The sequence below is a fragment of the Lysinibacillus sphaericus genome, assembly GCF_015844675.1.
Lineage (GTDB): Bacteria > Bacillota > Bacilli > Bacillales_A > Planococcaceae > Lysinibacillus > Lysinibacillus sphaericus_E.
In genome coordinates this window covers 34,773-56,445 of sequence record NZ_LDGC01000072.1, presented here as the reverse complement: position 1 = coordinate 56,445, position 21,673 = coordinate 34,773, and the positions used below count along the sequence as shown (strand labels likewise).

The window sequence follows — 21,673 nt, the reverse complement described above, 5'->3', positions numbered from 1 at the left end:
GTAAGAATGGACACGAAGTATTTTCCGCTTGAATTTCGTCTAACAGTAACATTCATAATACGTCCATGTACCTCACGACTTTTGGCAAATTTAACAAAACCGAGCTTTGGTAGCTTGATCTTATTATCTACAATAGCGATATTGCCGTTTGTATACTTAGTCGTATAAGATTGAACGTTGTTTTTCTTAGATTTAAAGCGTGGTTTGTCATTCTGCTTTTTGAAAAAGCGATTATATGCATCTGCGAGGTTTTTAATTGCTGATTGAATAGCAATGCTGTCAACTTCTTTCAACCACTCTAGCTCCATTTTGAGCTGTGGCAGTTGAGCAGAACAAGAGTTGTAAGTCAGACCTTTACCAGTTTCTTTGTATACGTCATTCCACATACCTAAGAAGTGATTAAAGACAAAACGAGAACAACCGATTGTTTTCGCAATCAGTATTTCCTGCTCTTTATTTGGGTAGATTCTGAACTTATAAGCCTTTTTGACTAACAATGCTTTCACCTCACTTCATTCCTTGGTTTTCGATGTATTTTCTAACCACATGAATGGGCAAACCACCAGTAGTTAACAAACAAAAACTTCTTGACCAGAACATTTCTTTCCAAAGTTTTTTACGAACTAATGGGAAGTCACGTTTTATCAGTCGGGAACTAGCACTCTTATACGCATTGATGAACTTAGATAATTCTGTATTAGGTTGTGCTTTAAACAAAATGTGAGCATGGTCTTTGGGTTTAATCACGCCTTCCTCTGATACGCCTGATTATACAATAAGGCATGATGTGTTTAAATACTTTTGGCTAACGCCAACCACAATTCATCTCCCACCTATCACTGGGCTACGCCCTGCACGTGATTGAGGAAGAAGTCTTCTTGTGGAAAACCGATAAATGATGCAGATTAACGTAAAAGTTCAATATAATTAATTCTATTTTGCTAACCGTTTGTAGATCGAATGACAAACCGCTAAAAATGCCTCTATGTCCGCTGTTACATATTTCGTTAAAAAATAGGTATTTGAAACAATATGGGAGCATTCCTTTAACGAATAACTATGAAGCAATTGCTGTTGGGATTCTGCCTCTATTACGCTTTTTGGTAAAAAGGCAACCCCTAATCCTTGCTTGACAAAGTTTTTTATCACTTCGGTTTGATTAATATTCATGATTTTATAGCCCGGGAATTGTCTTAGGACTTGTTGTATGTCCTGCCAGTAAGGTGCAAATTCATGCGTTAATATTGTTTCATGCTGTAAAAGAGTACGTGCATCTTCCGCCCTTTTGGATACTGGAGCAATCAATTGAAGCGGTTCTGTGCGAGAAGGTCCGTATGAATGTCATGTGTCGATGTTAATTTTGATAAACCGATATCTACTTTGCCTGCATGTAACGCTTCCCCGATTTCATTGGATTTTAACAGATCGATCGTTAGTTGAATGGAAGGGTTCTGCTGCTGAAATGCATCAATGATTACTGGTAATGTAGAATTCGCAATTTGTGGCGCGACACCAATCGTTAACTGGGACGTGAAACCATTCAAGAAGGAAACTGTATTTTGTATACCTTCATCAATCGTTGCCATTATTTTCTCTGCGTGTTGCAGGAAGTGAGCACCAATATGATTTAATTTTACCTGCTTCCCTTGTCTGTCAAAAAGTGTTATTTGTAGTTCTTTTTCTAGATGCTGAATATGCTTCGATATTGTTGATTGTGTTAGAAAACGTTGTTCTGCCGCCTCACGAAAATTTTCAGTTTTCGCAGCAACAATAAAAGTTCGTAACCACTCGGTTTCCATAAATTGCTCTCTCCAGTTTTTCATTCATTATATCGAAATCTATTTTTGTCTTAAATCCTTTTCTCATAATTGTTCAAAATAAAAAAGCAGTTGAAGATCACCCTCTTTCTTGATCTTCAACTACTTATTATCTTGTCTCATATTTGCAAACGATTAGTGAACAGCTTGCTTCACTTTATTTAACACTTCATCAGATGTTGTTAATTGTAATGCTTCTGTTGCTAATGCTTGCATATCCGCTACGGATAAATGTTTAATTAAAGAACGTGTTTTTAAAATGGATGTTGCACTCATTGAAAATTCATCTAGACCTAAACCAAGTAATAGTGGTACAGCATATTCATCCCCTGCCATTTCACCACACATACCAGCCCATTTCTTTTCTTTGTGAGCCGCATCAATGACCATTTTAATCAAACGTAAAATCGCAGGGTTATATGGTTGATATAAATAAGATACTTTTTCATTCATACGATCCGCTGCCATCGTATATTGAATTAAATCATTTGTTCCAATCGAGAAGAAGTCTACTTCTTTGGCAAAAATATCTGCCATCACTGCTGTTGATGGAATTTCAACCATAATGCCAATTTCAATCTCACTTACCTCGACGCCTTTTGCAAGTATGTTTTCCTTTTCTTCCAAAAGAATCGCTTTCGCGTCACGGAATTCTTGCAATGTCGCAATCATCGGGAACATAATTTTTAAGTTACCGTAATTGGATGCACGTAGTAATGCACGCAATTGTGTACGGAAAATGTCTTGATACTCTAAACATAGACGAATCGCGCGATGACCGAGAAACGGATTCATTTCTTCTTGGAGCGGTAAATATGGTAAATTTTTATCTCCACCAATATCAAGTGTACGGATGACAACCGCTTTACCTTCCATACCTTCTAATACTGTTTTATAGGCAATAAATTGTTCTTCCTCCGAAGGTAAGTTGTCTCGTCCCATATATAAAAATTCTGTACGATATAAACCAATTCCTTCACCACCGTGACGTAGAACGCCTTCTAAATCGTTTGGTGACCCAATGTTCGCAGCTAGTTCAACTTGAACACCGTCTTTGGAAATTGTTTTTTCGTTTAGTAATGTTGCCCACTCTGCTTGTTGAACAGTAAAGTCTTCCGCTTTTTTTCTATAGGTTGCAACCACTTCTTCTGTTGGGTTCACAAGTACATCGCCTGTTAAACCATCCACGATTAATAAATCTCCATCTTGAATGGACTCAACTGCTGTACCTGTCCCTACAACGGCTGGAATTTCTAGTGAACGTGCCATAATGGCAGAGTGTGATGTACGACCACCAATATCCGTTGTAAAGCCAAGTACAAAATTACGGTCCAATTGTGCTGTCTCAGAAGGTGTTAAATCAGTTGCTACAACAATCACCTGTTCATTTATATTGCTTGGATTTGGAATATGTACACCAAGTAGATGCGCTAAAACGCGGTTTGACACGTCTTTAATATCTGCAGCACGCTCACTCATATATTCGTTATCCATACCTTCAAATAATGATACAAACATCGTCGAAACTTCATTCAATGCATATTCAGCATTGACAGCTTCTTCGGCAATTTTTTGTTTGATCGGTCCAATTAATTCTGGATCTTTTACGACAAGAAGATGTGCACCGAAAATGGCTGCTTCTTCCGCCCCTAGCTTTTCATGCGTTAGCTGTTGAATAGCGGCTAACTCTTCTGCTGATTTTTCAAGCGCGGTCACTAAGCGTTGCTGCTCTGCATCAATATCCTGAATAGTTGTTTTCGCAAACGATAAATCCGGTTGTACTAAACAATATGCTTTTGCAATGGCAATGCCGTCAGATGCGGCAATACCTTTGAGTTGGATCATTGCGCTAGCCCCGTTTCTGAAATTAATTTTGTTAATGCAGTAAACGCTTGTTCTTCATCCTCCCCCTCTATGTTTAATGTAAACATTGAACCTTGTTTTAAGGCTAATCCCATAACTCCTAAAATAGATTTTAAATTGGCCGTTCTTTGTTCTGTCTGTAACTCAATCGAAGAAGCAAATGGTGTTGCTGCTGCAACTAATTGGCTAGCTGGACGTGCGTGAATTCCTAGTGGGTCTACTACTTTAAATTGTTTTGTTTTCATTGTTCATTCTCCTCTTTTTGTAAATCTGTTAATATAATGACATTAGGGTGTTTTGTTAATACACTTGCCGGAACATCTTCTGTATATTCAGATGCAAGAACGCGTTCTAATACATCACGCTTTGCTTCTCCTACAGCGATTAACAAAATACACTTAGCTCGCATGATTGATTGAATTCCCATCGTAAATGCTTGGGTTGGAACGTCATCTATTGAATCAAAGAAACGTGCATTCGCTTGACGTGTTGATTCTTCAAGCGTTACAAGATGTGTCATCGAATCAAAAGATGTGCCTGGTTCATTAAAGCCGATATGACCGTTTTGTCCGATCCCAAGCAATTGAAAATCTAATGGATGCTGCTGTAATAATGATTCATAGTTTGCCGTTTCTTCTGTAGGATGATCAGCTAAACCATTCGGTAGATAAGATTCTTTAAATGGTTTGTTGTGAAATAAATGTTTGTACATATAATATGCGTAACTTTGTTCATGTTTAGCACTAAGTCCAACGTATTCATCTAGATTAAAGCTAATACAATTCGTGAAATCGATATCAGTCTCACAAATTTTACTGTATAACGGTTCCATTGTACCACCTGTAGCTAGACCGAACGTTGTAGCGCCTTCATTTTTAGTATTCACGATAATGTCTACAGCACGAGCGTATAAATCTTCTTTTGAAGCAAAGCGTTCCAATTTCAATTTCCTATTCCCCCTTATTTATTTAAACTACACGACTAGGGAGCGGCCTCTTAAGCTTCGTAGATTACCTTGCCAGCCTTAATCGTTTTTTTTAACATTAACTGTTCATCCAGAATCACAACATCTGCATCAAATCCTTGTTCGATTTGCCCTTTGTTCGTCAGTTTTAGTTGTTTTGCTGCATTGTAGCTCGACATTTTAACTAGTTCTTCTAACGTGCAGTTCGTGATGAGTTGCATATTTCGTACAGCTTGGTCCATTTTTAATACACTACCAGCAAGGGCTCCATTTGATAAATGCGCTCCACTTTCGGAGACATGAACCATTTGACCACCTAAGTCATAATCTCCATAGGGCATTCCTTTTGCTCGCATTGCATCGGTAATTAAAATAATACCATCTGCCCCTTTTAAACGATATGCCATATTCACGGCATCCTTGTGCATATGGATAAAATCAACAATGATTTCTGCTTTCATTTCCTCTAATAATAATACGCCACCGACAACACCTGGATCTCGATGATGGAATGGGCGCATTTGGTTGTATAAATGTGTGCCTTGTGTTGCACCATGGCGAACCGCTTCTTTCATTTGTTCAAATGTTGCATCAGAATGACCAATTGAAACGACCACTCCGCTATCTGCAATTGCTTGAACGACCTCAAATCCATTTGGTTCTTCTGGCGCCATTGTAATTTGTTTAATTTTATTGGCACTTATTTTTTGCCACTTTGTAAAAACAGCGAAATCAGGTGGTACAACATGTTCAAGCGGCTGTGCACCTACACGCTTTTTTGATATAAAAGGGCCTTCTACATGAATACCTAGAAGTTCTGCCTCATCTGGATTTGAAGTAAACTGCGCAATATTTTCAAGAGCACGTTCAATATTTTGATAGCTTTGTGTCATCGTCGTTGCTAAAAAGCCTATTGTGCCTTCTTTTGCAAGTGATTCCGCCATCGTATGAAGACCTTCATTCGATGCATCCATCGAGTCCATTTGAGCAGAGCCATGAATATGCATATCGATATAACCAGGGAATAAAAATTTCCCTGTACCATCTATAATTTGCACGTGATCTGCGTTAATTTGCTGCGCAATTTGTGCAATTTTACCATCCTTTATGAAAACATCGACACATTCTTTTCGTCCTGTTGCATTGACAACTGTGATGTTACGGATTAATAAATTCATTAAAAACATCTCCTAGGATTGATAGAAGATACTGTCCTAAAATAGTATGTTTGAAGCGATTCTATCAATGCTAATATTTTGAAATAGCGATAATAACCGCGTAGATTCCTGTAGGAAAAACATACTTTCCCACAGAAAAAAAAGCGGATTTCCGAATAGTGCATGTTCATTTTGTTAAATGGACCTTTTTAGACAGCATCCTTTTTTGTTACTTCTTCATCGAAATAATGTTACGTGAACCCGAACGTTGGAAACCAGTTTTTTCAAGTTTAATTTCCTGTCCCATTAAACTTGTGAAAACAACTGGTGTGACGATAGACGGTACTTTGTCTTTAATACTTTCAAAATCAACTTTTAATAACGTATCGCCACGTTTAATTACTTGACCTTCTGTAACGATCGCTTCAAAACCTTCACCATTTAGAGTGACCGTATCTAAACCGACATGAATTAATATTTCAACACCTGAATCAGATTTTAAGCCAATCGCATGCTTCGTTGGGAAAAGCATTACTACTTGACCATCAAACGGCGCATGAACTGTACCATCCGTTGGCTGAATACCAAAACCTGGCCCCATTATACCTGACGAAAACACTTCATCTGGCACGTCAGTTAACGGGATTAACTCTCCTGTAATTGGCATTTCAAAATCATTCTCAGGACTTATTCCTGCTGCTACTGTTACTTCTTCTACAGGCGCTTCTTTTTGTAAATCTACATTTGAAGGCGTTGGACTCCCTTTTTTCAGGCGATCTTTCATGGCTTCTGCCAAAAACTCTACAGATGTACCGATAATTACTTGTACATTTGTCTTACTGATACGCATAACGCCACGTGCGCCCGTTTGTTTTAATGTTTTTTCATCCACCTGATCCGCATCCCCAACAGTCATACGAAGACGTGTTGTACAGTAATCAACTTGCTTAATATTTTTTTGTCCACCTAATGCTTCGATTGTATGGAAAGCACGTATATCTAAATCTTCTGAAACAGCTGAAGCAACATCTGCCCCTTCTTCATCTTCGTCTTCACGACCAGGTGTTTTTAAATCTAACTTCTTGATTAAGAAATAGAAAACGACAAAGTAAATTGCCCCGAAACCTAATCCTAATGGAAGTAATAGCCATGGACTATCTGCTAATCCAAAGTTTAATAGATAGTCAATTAAACCTGCTGAAAAAGCGAAACCGTCACGGAATCCTATAGTATAGGCAACAGCAAGCGAAATACCTGTTAACACTGCATGGATTCCATAAAGTACTGGCGATAAAAACATAAATGTAAACTCAATAGGCTCTGTTACACCTGTTAAAAATGCTGTCAACGCGATAGATACGAACATACCACCGACTACTGCACGATTTTTCTTTTTCGCTGCAAAGTACATCGCAAGACACGCTGCTGGTAATCCAAACATCATAATTGGGAAGAAACCTGCTTGGAAATGTCCTGCTGATGGGTCTCCTGCTAAAAATCGATGAATATCTCCTTTGACAAGTTCGCCTGCAGCATTTGTAAATTCACCAAAGTCGAACCAAATGATTGTATTAATCACATGATGTAAACCGACTGGAATTAATAGTCGATTTAAGAAGCCATATAACCCAACACCAAGTGATCCAGCACCGATTAACCAGTTCCCTACTGAATCAATACCACCTTGAATTGGTCCCCATATAACAGCTAAAATACCTGCTAAAATCGCCATCGTGATGGACGTTATAATAGGCACAAAACGCCGTCCTCCGAAGAATGATAGCCATTCTGGGAATTTTACATTATAGAATTTGTTATAAAGTAAGCCTGCTGTAATACCTGCAATAATGCCACCGAATACACCCATATTCAGGTCTTCATTTACAGATCCTAATACTGCGACTAACACTAGATGTGCAATGGCGCCCGCTAATGCTGCACCACCACTATTATCATGTGCTAGGCCCATCGCGATACCGATTGCAAAAATAATAGGTAAATTACCCAAAATCGCATCACCAGATGCTGCCATAATACTTGCAATATGCTTAATAACATCATTTGACACTGCACCGAGCATGTCATCAGAGCCTAAGCGTAACAATATTGCGGCTGCTGGTAATGTAGCGATTGGAAACATTAACGACTTACCGATTTTTTGTAAGAAAGCTAACATTAAATATCCCCCTTTGGTATAGTTGTCTAGACCACTTAATAGAAAAAAGCGTTTTCATTAAGTTTGTTATCCATTATATTACCACTCGTATAAAAAATAAACATTATTTTTGAACTGAAGAAAGGGATTCAAAAATTTTAAATCCTTTTACACATAAGCATGATTTATTTATAGGAAAAAAATATAGCCCAATTGGAAGCCTTTCTTCAACCCATTGGACTATAGTTCATTCATTCTATTATTTACGCTGTGACGTCACGTTTCATAAAGGAAATATAGCTGATCATAAGGAATAGAACAGCATAAATCGCAAGAATCGTGAGTGAGAATGGCATTGTTATGCCGTCTAGTATTGAACTATTACGTTCATATTGTGTTAAATCTGAATGAGTTAACCAAACATATTTAACGATTTTATATTTGCTTAAGAACATCACAATCATTCCGCCAGTAAACGATAGGAAAATCGTTAAGCCAATTGCCAAAGAGCTTGAACGGAAAACGGAGCCTACTAAGAAAGCAAACAATATTGACATGACAAAGTCTCCGCCAGAAAGTAAATAGTGGTATGCTAAATCATTCCACACTGCTTTTTCAACAATCTGACCATTGACCATTTCTAACTCAACACCAGTTCCGCCACCAAATAGTATAAGTCCAACTAGAGCACTTACTACTAAAGTGACAACATATAAAAATAGTCCAAATATGAAAGTTGTAAGTAATTTTGAAGTTAATATTTTTGCCCGTGAAACTGGACGCGTTAATAGCATTTTAATCGTTCCAGTAGCAAATTCACTTGATACAATATTTGCTACAATAATAACTGTAAATAATGTTACTGCATTTAGTATATAACCACCTGCAATTGACATAAAGCTTGCTGCGCTTCCATTTTCTTGAGACGGCATATCGTTTGCTAATCGATACTCAGAAATGGCAATTTGCTCTTCAAAGTGTTTTTTATCCTCTGCCGCTAAATTGTCATCATTCATTATTTCTTTATAATTATTAATGGACTGCTGTTCACTTTCCTGCCACGTTTTATCCTCTGTCGTTTTTGTTTCAAAGTATTTCATCATAATACCAGGACCAATAATAAAGAGGATTAATAGCGCGACCATAGCCCAAGTTCCTTTTTTATGCCATAATTTCATCCACTCATTTTGAATTAGCTTCAGCAATTTGGCCACCTCCTGTCATTTCTAAGAATTGATCCTCCAACGTTTTTTGATGCGGTTGAACAGCAAATATTTGAATTTCTTCATTAACAAATTGCGATATGAGTTTCGGTATATCCTCTTTCTTTATTTCCACTACATAACCGTTATTTTCCGCCACAAAGTTGTAATCGAGCTTTTGTAGAAGCGCTGCAGCCTGATCATTTGGGGTAGCTTCAATATAATAAAACGAAGATGTTTCAACGTTGATATCACGGATATCGATAAGTTTTCCATTTTGTATGACCGCTACTCGATCACACATTAATTCAATTTCGGATAATAAATGGCTGGAAACGAATACAGATACGCCATCCTCCGCCGCAATTTTACGCAAGTACATACGAAACTCGCGGATACCTGCTGGATCTAGACCATTTGTTGGTTCATCTAAAATTAAAAATTTTGGTCGATGAAGGAGTGCCTGAGCAAGTCCTAAACGCTGACGCATCCCTAGCGAATACGTCGAAACCTTTTCATGTATACGATTTTCAAGACCTACCTGTCTAACTACCTCTTGAATACGCTCTTTTGTAACGTTTTTATGCATACGCGCAAAGTGCAGTAGGTTTTTATAGCCCGTCATAAATTTATACATTTCCGGATTTTCTACAATTACACCGACTTTACTTATCGCTTCCTCAAAGTTGTCCTGTAAGGAAAGACCATCAATAATGACGTTCCCTTCTGTTAGACGCATAAGACCTGTCATCATACGAATAGTCGTCGTTTTCCCTGCGCCATTCGGTCCTAAAAATCCAGTAATTTGCCCTGGATATAAATCGATATTCAATTGCTGAATTAATTGCTTGCCACCAATAGTTTTTGATAAATTTTGCAATTGAACGATTGGTTGTGTTGTCATAAATTTCACCCTTTCTTATAATACGCCTTCATCCATTGCACAGCATCCTTATTCGAAACATCTCGAATCATCTCTACTTCCTCTTGTGCAATGATCGATCCATTTTGCAATAAAATGATTTGATCTAGAATAGGCTCTACCTCATATAACTCATGCGTTGATAATAAAATTGTTTGATGTTCAATGTCAGTAAATTGAATTAACCCTTTAATCAGCTGTTCACGAACGATTGGATCCAGACCAGAGAAAGGCTCATCCATTAAATAAAAAGGTACTTCTCGCCCAAGTGTTGCGGCCATTTTCATCCGACCACGGTTCCCCTTGGATAATTGCCGTAACTTTACATTTTTATCAACTTGTAAAAACTCTGCAACGATACAAGCTTTATCATACGAAAAATCTTCGAATTGAGAGGCATAGTGCTGAAAAAGCTGCTCACCTGTGTAAAAATCAAAAAACAAATCAATATCTGGTAAATAAGCAATTTCGTCAGCACTTCTACGTGTAACAGGCGTTCCATTTAGCAATACCTCACCACTTGATGGCCGTAATAGACCGGCCAACACTTTTAATAGTGTCGACTTGCCACTACCATTTTCCCCAACAAGTCCAATGATTTGTCCAACAGGGATGGAAAAAGTCACATCTTGTAAAATAGGCTTGTTCATATAACGAAAAGAAACATTTGATAGCTGTAGCATTTATTTCACCTCACGATTTATTTTGCAAAACAACGAGCATCTCATCCTTTGAAAACCCAAGTGCTTCAATAGAAGTTAAAAAATGATCTGCCAGTTGATTTTTCATATCTTCCCGTAATAGGGCAATCCGCCCATCATCGGTTGTAATAAATGTACCTTGCCCTCGTTTGGTTTCCGTTATATTCATTGCTTCTAACTCCTTATACACTCGTTGCACAGTATTTACATTGACACCTGTTTCCACTGCATATTCTCGAACCGAAGGAAGTCGATCCCCAAGCACTAGCTTCCCTTTCAAAATATCCCCACATATCCGATCTACGAGCTGGCTATATATGGGCTTATCACGTGAAAAGTCGATTGTCATCGTAAAACCACCTTTTCAAGCCACTTTGTCGCTATGATAAATACGATGACGATTATAATGATACTTGCTACCTCTTCAACAACATACAGTGAACCCAAGTTATACTCCATTGTTAGTAACTTCGGGAGAAATTGTTCCAGACCCGTTAATGAAATCTCTACATGATGGAAAATATTATCATATAATTCACTATCTGTAAATTTCACCCATTCATTCATACTAATGAAAAAGGCCACCATTGTGATCACAATGGAAAAACTTCCAATAAAGTGTTTCATTTGGAGATTCAATGCTAAAAATAGTAGCAGTATCACAAACGTCATCAATTGAAGAATAACAATAATGGCTACAAAAAATAACAGTAATAAAAGCAATTGTGCGAAGTTGCCTATAATTGCATCTTGTTCTTTGTAGATAGCTATACTCACAAAGATAAAATTAAAGATAGCGTAACCAATTATGGAAAATACGATTTTCACACCTACAAGCTGTGCAATGGAGCTAGTTGAATGCAGCCATATCTCTTTGTTCTTTATGTCATGACGCATACTCGCTAGGAATTGTAATATCGAAAAAAATCCACCTAAAACAAGTACTAGTATCGAGAGGGCAAATGACGACTGACTCTCCCACGCAAATCCACCACTTAACCGCCTTATTAAATATGGAACTACCATTGACAGCATGATCCCTAAAAAAACCCCTACAAATAGCCATGTCCTATAGAGCACCCATTCTTTTTTAAAAAGCCCTGCAAATTTTTTCAACATAAACACCTCGTGTCATAGTGTACTAGTCAGATATTACACTATGACTTTTAAGTTTGCAAGTATTAATTCAAAAAAAAGGAAGAACCCTTTGATAAAGGGCTCTTCTTTCATGAAATGGGAAAGCTGTATCTTCGTCTTCGATCTAAATTCATAATGCTGAGGTTTCTCCTATTCCTAATAAATTAGAATACTATGCTAAATGTGAATAGGGGGTGATTGGAGTGGAGACTGGGCGACTCCTCGGGGATCAGCAATAGAGGAACGAAGGCTAAAACCATCACGTCCTGTGATAACGCCTTCGTGACCAACATCGTGTTGGCCCGAGACCCTGGAGCGAGCAACGCGAGTGAAGCGGCTCATCGGACGCCCCCAGGAAGCTTTGCTCTGTGCGAAAGCGTAGTGCTAACGAAGCGGCAGCAAATGTTTTATCTGTGCGAAAGCGAAGCGGCAGCAACAACAAAGCGCCCAGTCGGAACGGAAATCACCCCTCGCTTTACTGACAAATAATCACTAACAACTTACTTTGAATCACATCTTACCGTTTTTTCTTTATCATTTGCTTCATGTAAACTTCTACAATAAATTATTCTTTAGCGAAAAATTTGGGGTCAATTTGATCAATAACATAAAAAGATTCTATTTTGTTTTTGTCACCAAATGGTAATTCCGTTTGACTATTTTTAATAAAAACAATCCAATTATTTTCTATCTCACGTATGTTCTTTTCGTATATCTCTTCTATTTTTTTAGCCAAGTCCTCTTCGTTGTATAGTTGTTCAAACTTTTCCAATCCATAAGTGTTAATTAAATAGGTAATAAAAGAAGCTGAATGAATATAGCTCATCCATCGAAGGGTGTAATCTCTTTGGTTTGTATTGGATGGGCGAAAGTAGGCATCGTCTTGATTCAGATCGATTAACTTGCTAATTGGTATGATTTTATTTGAATCGATAAAGTACTTCATAAGCATATGGGAATATGACTTATTTTTCCCATACTTATCTTCCATAAAAGTAGCAAAACCCTCTTGTGTAAAATAGCCCCTACTTTTATCAAAATTATTGCCGTAACCAAGTAAGGAATGTGTCAGTTCATGGACAAGTGGATATTGATTTTCCTTAATGTTATATAGTTGTAGTTCCGATTTCAAACCCCAATCTACGCCATTTCCTTCATTGAGAAATACATTTATTCTTTCAGATGGTACATATGCTGTATGGATAGAATTCTGAATGTCATCATAAGCCTTAAGGAGCTCCTCTTTTATTGATTCTACTTTTTCTTGTGGAACCTTTATTTTATTAATAATCTCAAAGGTAATTTTCCCATCCGGTGTAACAACAATATTTTCATCATTTTTTTCTTTAGGAACAACTGTATCCTGAGTACAGGCAGTTAATAATAATATAACTATAAATAAAAGGAAGAAGCTTCTACACTTAATCATATTACCTCCTAAAAAATCCGTATTTTCCAATTAATACGAATCCCACATCCAAAAGTTTCATTTTTTCAAAAATTAATAAGAAACTATAATTTATTCGAACACATAAAAGCAGAGGTTGGTTCGTAAACCAATTCCTCTGCTTTTCCCTAAGACTAATCATTTATGGCCAACTTGGTACGTAACTACTCTAGAAATCTTACATTTTCCATTGTGAGATTAGGTGTTTGTTGCTACAGCAATTTATATTCCTATTTCCCACATTTTCTCCGTTACTTTCTCTATTCTGCCATCAATACCGATACCGTCAAATTTCGGAAGCTTTAGCTCACTGACGATTTTTCCATCGCGCATAAACATAACACGCTCCGTACGTGCCGCAACCTTTGCATCGTGAGTGACAAGCATAATCGCAGTACCGCCAGCGTTAATTTCGGAAAAAATGTCCATGATCTCTTGCGCTGATTTTGAGTTAAGTGCACCTGTAGGCTCATCGCCGAAGATTATTTTCGGGCTGTTCAAAAGCGCTCGACATATTCCCGCTCGCTGAAGCTGACCTCCCGAAACTTGTGTAATGTCACGCATTTCAAGCTCCGCAATGCCTACCCTCTCCATAAGCGCTCTTGCTTTCTCTGAAATCTTTGTAACGTTTTTTCTATTATCGCGAATGGATGGAAGAATAATATTATCGAGAATATTTAGATTTTTAAGCATAGTTGGCTGCTGAAATACAAAGCCCATTTTTGTTCTACGCAAATCTGAAAGTTCAGCCTCACCGACTGACGATATATCACTTCCATCAAACGTAACCCTTCCGCCATCAACACTGTCCATGCCGCTCAATGCAAACATGAGCGTTGATTTTCCCGAACCCGAGGGTCCCATGATCGCAACAAACTCACCTTCGTTTATGTCAACGGACACTCCGTCGAGAACATTGTGTTTTTCGTCGCCCTCGCCGAAAGATTTTATAATATGTTCACCGATAATAAGATTTTTCATAAGCTACTCCTTTATATTTTCGGATATTTTTATTTTCCCAGCGCCCAATGTGCCAATGATTGTTGTAATAAGTACCGAGCAAATCATCAATAACGGACAAAGCACGTACGCCGAAAGTGGATTGATTGAAAAACTAAAAGATGACGCCCCGAACGAGTTAATTACTGCACCTGCAAGTACCTCTCCAAGAGTGTTCGCCAGAATGGTGCCAACAATTATTCCGATAATTGATACAAATACTGCTCGCCAACTATACTGCACCGTAATATCCAACTTTGTAAATCCTAGTGCTTTCATTATCGCAATCGAATATCTATCCTTTGCGACAAGCATTTTCATAAACAACAATGTAACTAGAATCGTTATTACAAGTGCTATGGCAATTGCGGCAAAGGAGGCCTTTTCGACTGATTTTATAGTCGAACCGAAAGTTTGTTTGACAAACTCATCAATATTGGAAATCTTAGCAAAAGTAAATCGGTCCGCATAGTTAGAGATTTTTTCATCGACAAGGGTTTTATCTGAAAGTTTTGCACAAATAACGCTCCACATTATATTTTCCGAATGATCGGTAAATACAGCCTTTGCCGTTTTACCACCGTTCGTAATGTCAGAATAAATGCCACTTACCGTGAGCTTATTCTCCTGCCCCTTCATGATGACCGTAATTGTATCGCCGACTTTTTTATTCATTTCTTCAGCGTTTAAAGCCGAAAGTGCGATTTCGTTTTCTACAGCGGGTGCTCTGCCCTCGGTATATTCGATAGGGAATATCGAATGGTCGCCAAGTTCGATTTTTATATTTTCTTCCGAACCGTCTTCCATTTTTGTTTTGAATGTCTTTGTTGTAAGAATGGTATACTTTGAAATGGAACTGTCGCCGTTCATATATTCTAAAACTTCTTCAGCTTTTTTAGAGATTTGATCAGTTTGTTGAATATCAAGGCGAATATCGTAGTTTCCAATACCCATATATTTAATGAAGCTTGTTGAGGAAATCGTGTTGAATAGGTTTTGAGGAACAATAATGATAAATGCTGAAATGACAAGTACTGCAAGCATTGTGGCATAAAGTCTTTTCCTTGCGAGAACATCTTTGATCCCAAGGAAAAGATTCGTATTTAACAGCTTATTTTTGTTCAGGCAAACACGTTTTGCGCCTGCGCTTTTTTCCAGTGAAATGCCAAAGCGTATTGCTTCTGCCGCAGATATTTTCCGAAAGCGTCTCAGCACGCCGCTTACATAGGCTATTATTGCAAAGTATACAAGTAGAATGCCGATGATCCCTAAAGACGTGGCAAAAGGAGAGTTTTCACTTTCCCCCATATAAAGCCGGTTGTTTTCTAGCAGCATGTTTTTAAACATCAATGAAAGTGCATAACCGAGAATACTCCCCATTGCCGTAATTGCTGCGTACTTCGCAAGATATATTTTCTTAATGTCGGAAATGCGTAGCCCTATTGCCTTCATAACACCAATTTCACGGTAATCGTCTTCGATTTTCGCAAGGAGTGTAAAGCGTATGCACATAAATGCAATAGCAACGACAAGAACGCTTATTAGAAGAATAACTGCTATCATAATCCCGTCAGAAAATGCGTTAATTGTTTTGAAAAGTGGATATGTGATCGTTGGTCCGTTCGCTTCAAGTCCCGCGGAAGCATAAGCAGTTTCAAATTCACCGAGCGCCGATAATTCCTTTAATCTAAACTCAATCAAATACTCCATACTTCCATGGCTTTTAATTGCACCGTAATCATTTGCACTAACAAGAAATCGTTTTGAAGAAGACAGCATAGAATTCATCTGTGAATCCCGGAGGAATCCTGCTACAGTAAATTCCTTTCCGCCTATTATAGCTTTATCACCGACCTTCGTAGTGACGTCCTTCATATAGTTTATTGGAACATACAGCTCGCCATCGGATACGTTAATAATGTTTCCATCAAGATCAAGAAGATAATCAAACTTTTCACTCTGTATGCTAAAACCATTGTCTTGAACATTATTTGCAAGTGAACGATCACCTAAAATAATTTGACTGTTATCCAGGTTGAGAAACTCAAGCACTTGAAATTCATCGACATTGCTGTTTTGCTCCGCGAAGTTTGTAAGTCGGACAGTATCGATATTCCCAGAGTGCATTTGCATAAAATGCGGCGTTTTTGCCTGATTCATAAGTGAATCGATAGCACCTGAAAGATTTACCATAAGTATCGCCGATAAGGAAACGAGCATAGCCGCCACAGCGACAAATAACGTTGTTGTCAGCGTTATCAGTTTGCTTTTTAACATGTCATTTCGGATTAATCTGTAATACATAAGTCACCTCTGTTTTCAAGTTGAAGAAAATTATTGAAGTAACACAAAATCCAAAGCCCGCTTTCTATTACTGAAATTAGCTACCCTGACCAAAGCAAAAGAAATTTTTTGAAAAGACGCTTGGAATCAACCATCGTTGTTTCCATTTTCTTCACCCCCATTGCCAAACATCTTCATCATGTACATAAGGCTTCCACTTTCTACACCGAGCAGTCTTTCTACGTTGAAGACAAAAGCTGGTATTCGAGAAGCACGCTCTTCATCGGTCATATCAACCATATCATCATCAAAAACGGTATTCGTATAAGCCACGATCATTTCCATACATTCATATGGATACGGTGTACTGAATAATCCTTGCACAATACCCTCACGGATTATTTCCGTCAGTATCGGTGGCAGACCGTTCATAATAACCTTTTGTATTTTCTGATGCATAAGCGCGTTTTGAGGCTTATGTATATGCTCTATAATTTCCTTACCGTTTCCGCTACTTATGTTTAATGCCATTACAACACGGATAATACGCTCGTTAACGGGGATGCTCTTATTTGCTGCAATTTCATTTGCAGCACCTAGAATACGGGCATTATACCGCTCAATTAAAGCGTCCATAATATCCTCCTTCGACTTGAAGTGATAATACAGCGTTCCCCTTGCAATACCAACCTTTTCAAGAATATCGTTAGTACTTGTGCCATCAAAGCCTTTCTGACCGAAAAGCTCATCAGCTACATCAAGTATTTCGTTTCTACGCTCCATTGCTTCTTTTCTCATTTTGTTGCCTCCTCAATAGACCGACTGTCTGTCTATAAAAATTATAGCCTTTTACAATAAATTGTCAATAGGCTATTCCGTTTTTGTAAAAATTATCAATTTATTTATCTAATCATATATAAACCTAAACGATAAACATTTATAGGAAATAATGAAGCTTCCTCGGTATGTAGAAACCTTCCACACAAAAATATCCTTTTAATCAAAATAAGTGATAGAATTAAATGTAAGAAGTTTATGCGTTAAGAGAGGAAAACAGAAATGTCTGAAGTAAAAAAAATGGATTTTACAATTGGAAAAAAGATTCGTGAAAACTTACAAGCTGATTGCCAAAGCTGTTTTGGTCTATGCTGCACGGCTTTAAATATTGCTGCTTCTAGTGACTTTGCCATTCATAAAGCAGCCGGAACACCTTGCCCTAATCTACAAGCTGATTTTAGCTGTCAAATTCATAGTAAACTTAGAGACCAAGGATTTAAAGGATGTACAGTTTTTGATTGTTTAGGGGCTGGACAAAAGGTTTCACAAACAACTTTCCATGGACAAGACTGGCGACAATTCCCTGAAATTTCCGAGAAAATGTTTCGGGTCTTTCCGATTATGGAACAACTTTATGAAATGATTGCTTACGTAGCGGAGGCTTTATCGTATAAGGTTGATTCAGCCCTATATAACAAACTACATTTACAATTAGAACAGCTACAGCGTGCAACAGAGCTGGAAGCTGATGCATTGCTAGCAATAGATATTCCTACTTTCCGACTGCCAGTGAATGTTTTACTGTTAGAAACAAGTGAGCAAATTCGCCAAAGTCATATCGTAAAGATTGGAAAAAACGCTCGAAAGTTTGACAATCGAGGGGCAGATTGGATGGGGAAAAATTTAAAGGGCAAAGATTTAAGAGCAACCGATCTTCGAGGATCTTATTTAATTGCTGCCAATCTACAAAATGCAGATTTAAGAGGTGTTGATTTTATTGGCGCGGATTTACGTGATGCCAATTTACGCGGGGCAGACCTTTCAACAAGTATGTTTTTAACCCAAATGCAAATTAATTCAGCACAAGGCAATCTTCAAACAAAATTACCCTCCCACCTGAAACGTCCCTCTCATTGGGTTGTATAACTTGAAAAAGGCAGGTGAAAGTAATTCATCTGCCTTTTAGAATGTAGAAAAACATATTTTGTTTGGGTAAAGATGTATTTATTGAATTAACCTGCTTACGATAGATCAATAAGAAACCGTTCCTCTCACTTTAGTATACGAATTTCTCTTATTCTTAGCACTGTCAAATAGTAGTTAGAAGATAACAAAAGGAATTGCAGTTAAATGCAATTCCTACCTTGCTGACTATGTAAGAATTTGTTATTGTTTACGAACTTGAATCATTGAAAAATGCGCCCACTTCTAAATTATATGTCATAAACAAACTTTGAACAAAGACCCCAATAAGAGCTCTCGTAGTATTCTGGATATTCGAAGAGTAGTTGAGAACGTTCAATCCACAATTGAAGTTCTTTTGATTTAGCTGTTTTTTCCATCGTATCTAGTAATTGAAATAGCTTTTGAATTTCTTCATTGTCCCCTACCCGAAACGTATCCCCTGTGAATACATATAAAGTATTAAGGAAATAAGAAGTATGCTCACATTGCTCATCCTCAACAAATGTACAAATCATCGGTATATTTTCAAATTTATAGATGGCGAGTTCCCAATCTTGCACAGGTTCCATTTCATCACTATATGCCCATTTTTTTATTTCTTTTTGTGTGGGATTCCAAGGGTCTTTAAACTTCATTTTATGCTCCTTTATATTTAAACTAACATTGATTTCCCTCAAAATTATAACACGGAAGATTGTAAATTGGTATAAAAAATGTAAAATTGCAACAAATGAGATTAACTGTTACAAAAACAAGGGGACATTCTTTTTTACGGGAAAGGTGGTAGCCTTTAGAGAAATGATTAAAGAGAAGTAACATTCAGGAATTAAATTGGCCATGTAAAAGGAGGAATAGGTAAACAATATACAGATCATCAAGATATGAATCATGCCATTGAATTACATAAAACTGTAGAGGCGATATGTGCAATTACAGGAATCAGTCATGCAGCTTTTTACCGTAGGCTAAAGGGAATGAAAAATATAGTGTATAACAATTGAAAATTTCCCACTTGTGGCTTCTCATTTTCGAATCGTTTCCGTATTCCAAGTTACATTGTTGCTTAATTAATTATTTTGCAACCAATTTACTAGTTCATTCGACTTTATTGTGTAACGGAGAGGAGAACCAAAATGGATTTAGCAAAATTAGTGAAAAAAGCGAAAAAGGGTGATGATGAAGCATTTGAACAACTGATTGATTCTGTTCGACAAAAGCTGTACCGAACTGCCTATGCATACGTTAGAAACGAACAAGATGCTTTAGATGTCTACCAAGAAACAATTTATACAGCCTATATTTCAATAAAAACATTAAAGAAGCCTGAAAGTTTTTCAAGTTGGATTACAAAAATTCTAGTTTTTAAATCGATTGATTTTATTCGAAAAGAGTCCCGCCATTTTACTGCAGATAATGAGGAAATCTTTAATGAATTAATCACTACTGAAAATAGTGATTTTATCATGCATTCAATGGATTTGTCAGAAGCCTTTAAATTCTTAAATCCTACTGTAAAAACCATTATTTTATTGAGGTACTACCACGATCTGTCCATTAAGGAAATTGCTGCGATCATGAATTACCCGGAAGGAACCGTTAAATCACACCTAAATAGAGCGAAAAAAGAGTTAAGACCCATTTTAAAGGAGGGTTTTCTGTATGAATAAAGACAATTTCAATCGATCTATCGACAGCATAAATGTACCTGTTGAAAAGCTAAGGGCAAGGGAAAAAACGGCTATCTTTCAAGCCAAGAAAAAAAGAAAAGTAGGAAGAACAACTAAACAGTCAATCTTAGTTGCATGTGGGCTATGTATAACTTTGCTTGGTTCTGGATTTGTTTCAACAGGCATGGCAGAAGCATTATCAAATATCCCCCTAATTGGTCCAATTTATAAGGATTTTAGAGACATTGCTTCAGATAAAATCGAACACGATCAACTTACGACAGTAATTGATAAACAAGATAGTAAAAATGGCTTAACAATGACTGTAAAAGAAGCAGCTTATGATGGCAGCCGGTTAATCGTAACAGTCGTTTACACAGGAGAAAAAGAACTTTCGATGGAAGAAGAAATTGTCGGCTTTAATTATTTAACAATTAATGGACAACCAGTTAAACCAGCGATTGGTTCAACAGGACAAGATGACATAAACTCGAAAACTATAATTGAACATCATCAATTTACCTTTTCTAATTATAATGAATATGGCGATGAAATTGAGATTGCCGTCCATGGAGAAGATTTATTTGGCTATGAGGGCAAATTGAAGGTATCTTTCCCACTTAAAAAAATAAAAGGTGATGTATTTGAGTTTTATCCAGAAGTTTCAACTAAAACGGTTGATGAAGTTTATATGTTAACAGCCGAGAAAGTAACATTTTCACCTCTATCAACAAGAATAGACCTAACGATTGACTACCCGGCTAAAATGGATGAAAACGATACTTGGCCTTGGTTTGATTTTTCAGTAGTCGATGATAATGGTCATGTATATGATAAACTGAAACTACAAACAGGCATGGCTGTTGGGAACTATGGTCATCATATGGTACTGACTTTGCCCCCAATGGATACGATACCAAAATCATTTACACTCAAGCCAAGTCATACAAACAATGAGGGCTTTAGTGAAGAGATAAAGGAATTGGAATTGGTCGTTCCTATAAATAAAAGTAAATAATGACCTTGTTTGTTTCGTTTACTCATATTGTGGAAGTATCTAAATTGAACATCGTTTTTTACTAAAAGCCACATTAAAGCCGAATTCCATAAACATTGAATTCGGCTTTTTATATTAATTTTTCTTAACGTTGTAAAACCGCATTTTCCTGAAACTACCCCTATTTTAAAGACATATTTCTTCTTCCATTAACTTGTCTCCTTAAGTTCAATAAAAAAAGAGCTGCATATGCAACTCAATAATCATCAAGAAAAAAACCTCATTAGTTGAAGAAACTCCTAATGATTTTCATCTAATTAGATAACGAGGTCTTCAATACCTTGGCTATAAATGTTCAATATTGTAGCAAAACCAATTGTTGTGTTCTCTATCCTTTCAA

General features: G+C 37.2%; 21 protein-coding genes and 1 pseudogene. 3 read left to right on the top strand and 19 right to left on the bottom strand.

Annotated features, from left to right (window positions below; genetic code table 11):
* From ABE34_RS17740 to ABE34_RS17660, 18 genes and pseudogenes are all read right to left on the bottom strand, one after another.
* A partial coding sequence (locus tag ABE34_RS17740) for an RNA-guided endonuclease TnpB family protein (RefSeq protein WP_197143788.1) occupies positions 1-497 on the bottom strand: 497 nt, incomplete at its 3' end.
* Between the two features lie 10 nt (positions 498-507).
* Positions 508-732: pseudogene (gene tnpA, locus ABE34_RS17735) on the bottom strand (IS200/IS605 family transposase); the annotation flags it as partial.
* A gap of 201 nt (positions 733-933) precedes the next feature.
* Positions 934-1,305, bottom strand: a complete 372-nt coding sequence (locus tag ABE34_RS25525; protein ID WP_276569517.1) for a LysR substrate-binding domain-containing protein — start codon at positions 1,303-1,305, stop codon at positions 934-936.
* Complete coding sequence (locus ABE34_RS25520; RefSeq protein WP_276569516.1) at positions 1,302-1,799, bottom strand: LysR family transcriptional regulator; 498 nt, start codon at positions 1,797-1,799, stop codon at positions 1,302-1,304. The genes ABE34_RS25525 and ABE34_RS25520 overlap by 4 nt, the downstream gene beginning before the upstream one ends.
* A gap of 153 nt (positions 1,800-1,952) precedes the next feature.
* A complete protein-coding gene (gene ptsP, locus ABE34_RS17725) occupies positions 1,953-3,662 on the bottom strand; it encodes a phosphoenolpyruvate--protein phosphotransferase (protein WP_197143781.1) in 1,710 nt (569 codons plus the stop codon).
* Entirely contained in the window at positions 3,659-3,925 is a 267-nt protein-coding gene (locus ABE34_RS17720; RefSeq protein WP_197143780.1) for an HPr family phosphocarrier protein, read from the bottom strand. The genes ptsP and ABE34_RS17720 overlap by 4 nt, the downstream gene beginning before the upstream one ends.
* Positions 3,922-4,626 (bottom strand): glucosamine-6-phosphate deaminase, encoded by a 705-nt coding sequence (locus tag ABE34_RS17715; protein ID WP_197143779.1) that lies wholly within the window; start codon positions 4,624-4,626, stop codon positions 3,922-3,924. The genes ABE34_RS17720 and ABE34_RS17715 overlap by 4 nt, the downstream gene beginning before the upstream one ends.
* Before the next feature lie 50 nt (positions 4,627-4,676).
* On the bottom strand, positions 4,677-5,822 hold the full coding sequence (gene nagA / locus ABE34_RS17710) for an N-acetylglucosamine-6-phosphate deacetylase (protein WP_197143778.1): 1,146 nt from the start codon (positions 5,820-5,822) through the stop codon (positions 4,677-4,679).
* Between the two features lie 208 nt (positions 5,823-6,030).
* Positions 6,031-7,977 (bottom strand): N-acetylglucosamine-specific PTS transporter subunit IIBC, encoded by a 1,947-nt coding sequence (gene nagE / locus ABE34_RS17705; RefSeq protein WP_197143777.1) that lies wholly within the window; start codon positions 7,975-7,977, stop codon positions 6,031-6,033.
* A gap of 242 nt (positions 7,978-8,219) precedes the next feature.
* Positions 8,220-9,170, bottom strand: a complete 951-nt coding sequence (locus tag ABE34_RS17700; RefSeq protein WP_346655581.1) for an ABC transporter permease — start codon at positions 9,168-9,170, stop codon at positions 8,220-8,222.
* A complete protein-coding gene (locus ABE34_RS17695; protein ID WP_197143775.1) occupies positions 9,139-10,062 on the bottom strand; it encodes an ABC transporter ATP-binding protein in 924 nt (307 codons plus the stop codon). The genes ABE34_RS17700 and ABE34_RS17695 overlap by 32 nt, the downstream gene beginning before the upstream one ends.
* A gap of 5 nt (positions 10,063-10,067) precedes the next feature.
* Positions 10,068-10,763 carry an ABC transporter ATP-binding protein gene (locus tag ABE34_RS17690; RefSeq protein WP_197143774.1) on the bottom strand — a complete coding sequence of 232 codons (696 nt, stop codon included), beginning with the start codon at positions 10,761-10,763 and terminating at the stop codon, positions 10,068-10,070.
* Between the two features lie 10 nt (positions 10,764-10,773).
* A complete protein-coding gene (locus ABE34_RS17685) occupies positions 10,774-11,130 on the bottom strand; it encodes a GntR family transcriptional regulator (RefSeq protein ID WP_079560220.1) in 357 nt (118 codons plus the stop codon).
* Positions 11,127-11,900, bottom strand: a complete 774-nt coding sequence (locus ABE34_RS17680; protein ID WP_241747238.1) for a hypothetical protein — start codon at positions 11,898-11,900, stop codon at positions 11,127-11,129. Before ABE34_RS17680 ends, ABE34_RS17685 begins: the two co-directional genes overlap by 4 nt.
* A 583-nt stretch (positions 11,901-12,483) precedes the next feature.
* Positions 12,484-13,347: a hypothetical protein gene (locus ABE34_RS17675; protein ID WP_197143773.1), complete on the bottom strand. Its 864-nt coding sequence runs from the start codon at positions 13,345-13,347 to the stop codon at positions 12,484-12,486.
* A 240-nt stretch (positions 13,348-13,587) separates the two neighbouring features.
* On the bottom strand, positions 13,588-14,346 hold the full coding sequence (locus ABE34_RS17670; RefSeq protein WP_197143772.1) for an ABC transporter ATP-binding protein: 759 nt from the start codon (positions 14,344-14,346) through the stop codon (positions 13,588-13,590).
* A gap of 3 nt (positions 14,347-14,349) precedes the next feature.
* Entirely contained in the window at positions 14,350-16,668 is a 2,319-nt protein-coding gene (locus ABE34_RS17665; protein WP_197143771.1) for an ABC transporter permease, read from the bottom strand.
* 126 nt (positions 16,669-16,794) lie between these two features.
* Positions 16,795-17,445: a TetR/AcrR family transcriptional regulator gene (locus tag ABE34_RS17660; protein WP_197143770.1), complete on the bottom strand. Its 651-nt coding sequence runs from the start codon at positions 17,443-17,445 to the stop codon at positions 16,795-16,797.
* Between the two features lie 261 nt (positions 17,446-17,706).
* On the opposite strand from ABE34_RS17660, the gene ABE34_RS17655 reads away from it, so the two are divergent.
* Positions 17,707-18,570: a pentapeptide repeat-containing protein gene (locus ABE34_RS17655; protein WP_197143769.1), complete on the top strand. Its 864-nt coding sequence runs from the start codon at positions 17,707-17,709 to the stop codon at positions 18,568-18,570.
* Between the two features lie 287 nt (positions 18,571-18,857).
* Here the strand turns inward: ABE34_RS17655 and ABE34_RS17650 are convergent, their stop codons facing one another.
* Positions 18,858-19,244 carry a hypothetical protein gene (locus ABE34_RS17650; RefSeq protein WP_197143768.1) on the bottom strand — a complete coding sequence of 129 codons (387 nt, stop codon included), beginning with the start codon at positions 19,242-19,244 and terminating at the stop codon, positions 18,858-18,860.
* Between the two features lie 498 nt (positions 19,245-19,742).
* Here ABE34_RS17650 and ABE34_RS17645 point away from each other — a divergent pair, with 498 nt between their 5' ends.
* Positions 19,743-20,276, top strand: coding sequence for a sigma-70 family RNA polymerase sigma factor (locus ABE34_RS17645; protein WP_197143767.1), 534 nt, complete (start codon positions 19,743-19,745; stop codon positions 20,274-20,276).
* On the top strand, positions 20,269-21,294 hold the full coding sequence (locus tag ABE34_RS17640) for a DUF4179 domain-containing protein (RefSeq protein ID WP_197143766.1): 1,026 nt from the start codon (positions 20,269-20,271) through the stop codon (positions 21,292-21,294). Before ABE34_RS17645 ends, ABE34_RS17640 begins: the two co-directional genes overlap by 8 nt.
* The last annotated feature ends 379 nt before the right edge of the window (positions 21,295-21,673 follow it).